This is a genomic window from Acinetobacter sp. YH12100 (assembly GCF_013419135.1).
Lineage (GTDB): Bacteria > Pseudomonadota > Gammaproteobacteria > Pseudomonadales > Moraxellaceae > Acinetobacter > Acinetobacter pseudolwoffii.
This window is the reverse complement of the sequence record NZ_VPAQ01000044.1, coordinates 1-3,843: the sequence shown is the minus strand read 5'-3', so window position 1 is coordinate 3,843 and position 3,843 is coordinate 1. Positions and strand designations below refer to the sequence as shown.

At 36.9% G+C, this 3,843-nt stretch carries 5 protein-coding genes; 1 reads left to right on the top strand and 4 read right to left on the bottom strand.

What is annotated here, in order from left to right:
• A partial coding sequence (locus tag FTU40_RS14980; RefSeq protein WP_180041339.1) for a RepB family plasmid replication initiator protein occupies window positions 1-163 on the bottom strand: 163 nt, incomplete at its 3' end.
• Window positions 164-808: 645 nt separating this feature from the next.
• Window positions 809-1,789 (bottom strand): MobA/MobL family protein, encoded by a 981-nt coding sequence (locus FTU40_RS14975; RefSeq protein ID WP_180041337.1) that lies wholly within the window; start codon window positions 1,787-1,789, stop codon window positions 809-811.
• 220 nt (window positions 1,790-2,009) lie between these two features.
• On the opposite strand from FTU40_RS14975, the gene FTU40_RS14970 reads away from it, so the two are divergent.
• The gene (locus tag FTU40_RS14970) at window positions 2,010-2,753 is read left to right on the top strand and encodes a hypothetical protein (protein ID WP_180041335.1); all 744 of its coding nucleotides are present in this window, start codon (window positions 2,010-2,012) and stop codon (window positions 2,751-2,753) included.
• Between the two features lie 8 nt (window positions 2,754-2,761).
• Here the strand turns inward: FTU40_RS14970 and FTU40_RS14965 are convergent, their stop codons facing one another.
• Entirely contained in the window at window positions 2,762-2,950 is a 189-nt protein-coding gene (locus FTU40_RS14965; RefSeq protein ID WP_180041333.1) for a hypothetical protein, read from the bottom strand.
• Window positions 2,947-3,843 (bottom strand): replication initiation protein RepM (gene repM / locus FTU40_RS14960; RefSeq protein ID WP_180041331.1); only part of this gene is annotated, 897 nt, incomplete at its 5' end. The genes repM and FTU40_RS14965, both read right to left, overlap by 4 nt.

Genomic DNA, 3,843 nt, shown 5'->3' with positions numbered 1-3,843 from the left:
CATAGTCACTTGCATGTATTTCTAATTTACTGTCTGCTGTGATGCCTTGCCCAGACTCTCTAGCGTTGATAATTGCGAGCATAATTAATCGTTGTTCTGTTAGCTCCAGATTGTAGCTGGCATTAATTAAAGCATTATCTTTCACTATTAAACTGTTCTTCATAAGACAGCCATAATTGTATTATTAAATTAAAAGACAATGTACGTTAACATCCTTTTAAGGTCAATATATTTTATGTCCCTGAATTAAGAGCTAATGTCCGTTTATATAAGAGCTAATGTCCGTTTATATAAGAGCTAATGTCCGTTTATATAAGAGCTAATGTCCGTTTATGACCGCTGAAATGCACGTATATCAATGCTTTCACCCCTCCTAAAAGCATTTAAAAGCTTTAAAAATTATTAAAAGCCCAACAGCAGGGGAGTGGAACTGCCCTAGGTACTCGCTAAAGCTCGTACTCTATTGCTGTTCGCTACGCTCACAGCGAGGGGCAGTTTTGGTTGATTCTGTTTGTGAAATCTAAAAGCAAAAGCAACTATGAATTCGCTTCGCTCATAGAACTTTATGCTCGCTTCGCTCGGTCTAGGTTCAAATGCCAGTTATAGAAAATCTCAAGTCTATGCTTCAAGATTTTTTAAAAGCTGTTTTTCAGAGGGGGGAATAAGCGAATTTTCATTGTGTCGCTCGTAGACACTCGCTAAATACGCACTATTTGCGTTCTAAGAGCATTTTTTATTTCAATTATAATTTTATTCAGGAAAGATCAAGCAGGGCTAAAAACCCCGTTTTTTTACGTTCTAGAGCATTTTAAAATGGTGGTGGTGAGTCGTAATCTTTATTTTGATTAAAAATAGACTCTCTAAGATTATTTAACTCATTAAAGTAATACTGCTGATACATTTCAAAGTTATTGTATTCACGCAGTTCATTGACTTCGTTGATCGCTCGCTCACGTTCTGCAAGCTTTGCTTGATATGCAACATTTTTATCTTTGTCTTTAAACGTCAGGTTAGGGTCAAGGCGTAGCAATGATTTAGGAATCATTGGTACTGGCTTTAAGTTCGTGCCGTTGATGCGGTTGTAGTCTTCGTGATGCAGACACGACACAGAGTTTGGAACTTCGACATCAATGCCCTTTATTTTTACTATTTTGGTTGGTGCGTACTTCTCCAGGTGCTCATTAATAATAACTTCTGTATCTACACGCATTTCATTGATGATTGTTTTGCCTTTGCCACGTACATCCGGTGTGATCTTTTGGGCACCACCGTTGGCAGGGTCTTTGTCGTTATAGCGACTGAAAAACTGTTCAGCAGTTCTATTATGTTCATCGACTGAACGCTCGCAATACATAATATGCAAGTGCGGTTGATCTTGGCCACCGATCTCGCCTGCATGATTATGAATTGCGGCAGTGTATGGGAAGTTAAACTCATGAGTGAATTGTTTAATCAATGCTTCTGCTAGTTCGATTCGTTGCTGAACAGACAATTCTTTCGGTAATGCGATAACTTGGCTTGCAGCAGTGCGAGCATTTTTTCTTTCGTAGTTGTGAGCAGCTTCCCAGAATATGTCTGGGCGATTTTCGGCAAAGCTGGGCATGTTGCCGGATTTCACAAACTCAACTTTTTCATGCACGTTATCTTTGTGATTTTTATAGTGAGCAGTTCGAGTAATGTAGTGAAACCGGTTTTTGCACGATGCCGCTTTTTTAACTTTTGTTGCTCCGGATTTGGCTTTAATTTTTGTTGTGCCTTTGCCAGTATATGCATAATCAAAGTAGTACATTTTCCGATAACTCCATTTTGAAATATGCTTGTTTTTGCTTTTGCCCCGCAGGGCGAGATGAGAGTTTCTAATTCAAATTGATTACGTAGTAATTAATTTGAATTAGAAACACGTAGACGAGCAAAACATTAAATAAATTACTCACGTAATTTAGTTTAATTTTTGTTGCGTGACAATGTATGATGAGAAAACTATATTTTTATTGTGCGTGGTTTCTCTTATGGCGACTCGTGGACGGCCGGCAAAGTTGTTTGATGATTCTGATTTGAACAGAATAATTCGTTTTGCAATGCGTATGGAATTTCGAACTAAAGCACAGCAAGAACTTTGTGATGCTGAAAATTTTAGACCGATTACGGCTTCTCATATTGCTGTTGATAATGAATTGTTGACGCTAATAAAAACTGTAAATCGTCAAAGAACTGCGTATAGAAAAAATGCTGAGTTGTACAAAATTATTCAACATAAAATGACTACGACTGTCCCATTAACACACCTAGAAAAAGAAATTTTGGGTTATGACTGGAAAGATCGGGACGGTTTTTTTAATTGTCAAAAAGCACTGAGCACATACGCCAAACTTGAAAAAATTGCTAAATCTGAAATTGAACGAGCTGAAAGTACAAAGCGACAAGAAGCAATTAAAAAGACACTTGAGCAACAAACAGATGGACAGAAGCGCAGAAAAGAAAATGAGCGTCGCAAATACTTTTTAGGTGGTGTTGTTCTTAAATATAGCCAATTTTTAAAAGACCACTATTTATTTGGTCCCCAAGATACAGAAGAAGCGATTTTACAGCATTTACTTGAAGATTTTATTGTTTGCAACTACTTGTCAGACGTAACCAATGATGATGAAAATAAAGCAAATAATGTAAGAAATTCTATTAAAAATAAACGCTCTGAGATAATAGAGAAAATAAGAAACGTTGCTAAAGAGATTGAAAATGATAAACGCAGATGACAGTTGAATCAGTTGTTGTACAGCAATTTTTGCGCTCTTAAAATTCTGTTTTCTAACCCAATAATGCTTTTTTGAAGCCGTGGACTATATGCTTTTTTTTGAAGATCAGAAAATTCTTTAAGCTCGTTTTCGAGCTGCTTAATTTTTTCTTGTAGCAAAATTTCTTTCTCAAATTTTGTTATCTCTTTTTCAATCATTCTTTGAATCCGGCTTTTTCTAAAAGTGGATAAAGCTCTCTGAATTTTTCAGGTTGTAAAAGCATGTCTGCAATGCGAATAGCAAATTGCTGATAGCTTTCTGTGCCCTCAGAATATTTCCCCATCTCAGGCATTTCAGACATTTTGTTTGCAAATAGATGACGCTGTGCATCAGTCATTTTTATAAAGAAATCGGGGGTGTTTGGATCTCGTTTAGATTCGATTTTCTTTGCTTCTTGCTTCTGTTTCAATTTGAATGAAAAGCCTGAAATCAACCTCCCTTTTTTGTGCTGTTCATACGTTGCAGTAATGTCTGTGTGCTCATTTATTTGCTTTATAGATGGTTCTAGTACACGCTTTTTGAAGTCACTCATTGCAGTGTATTCGCTTTCTAAAAGCCCTAGCCGATTTCTAAATTCACTGATTTCTATTTGTGGTACTTTGCCGACTTCACGCCAAGCAATTAATAACTCATAAAGCCTAGTTGCATACTTACTTGTTAAGTGTGCAACCTGTTTAGCTTGATAGCTTGTGAAGTGTTCTTCTAAACGCGTCACCAGTGGCACAACATCAGGCGCAAAAGTAATTTCTAATAGTGCTAAATCATCAACGTAAAAAATACGACTAACCCATCGTGAGCGCACTATGCCTGTTTTTCCTGTCTTTTTATATTCTGCTGTATAGCTGAACTGACGATTAAATAGGTTGTTTACTGCTTCTCGAAGTGCCTTGTATGACGCATCAATAGATACATTGAATAAGTTTGCATAGTCACTTGCATGTATTTCTAATTTACTGTCTGCTGTGATGCCTTGCCCAGACTCTCTAGCGTTGATAATTGCGAGCATAATTAATCGTTGTTCTGTTAGCTCCAGATTGTAGCTGGCATTAAT

Bases quoted from the DNA above. Each gene is read 5' to 3' on its own strand.
- FTU40_RS14975 (WP_180041337.1), bottom strand. From the start codon at position 1,789: ATGTACTACTTTGATTATGCATATACTGGCAAAGGCACAACAAAAATT.
- FTU40_RS14970 (WP_180041335.1), top strand. From the start codon at position 2,010: ATGGCGACTCGTGGACGGCCGGCAAAGTTGTTTGATGATTCTGATTTG.
- FTU40_RS14965 (WP_180041333.1), bottom strand. From the start codon at position 2,950: ATGATTGAAAAAGAGATAACAAAATTTGAGAAAGAAATTTTGCTACAA.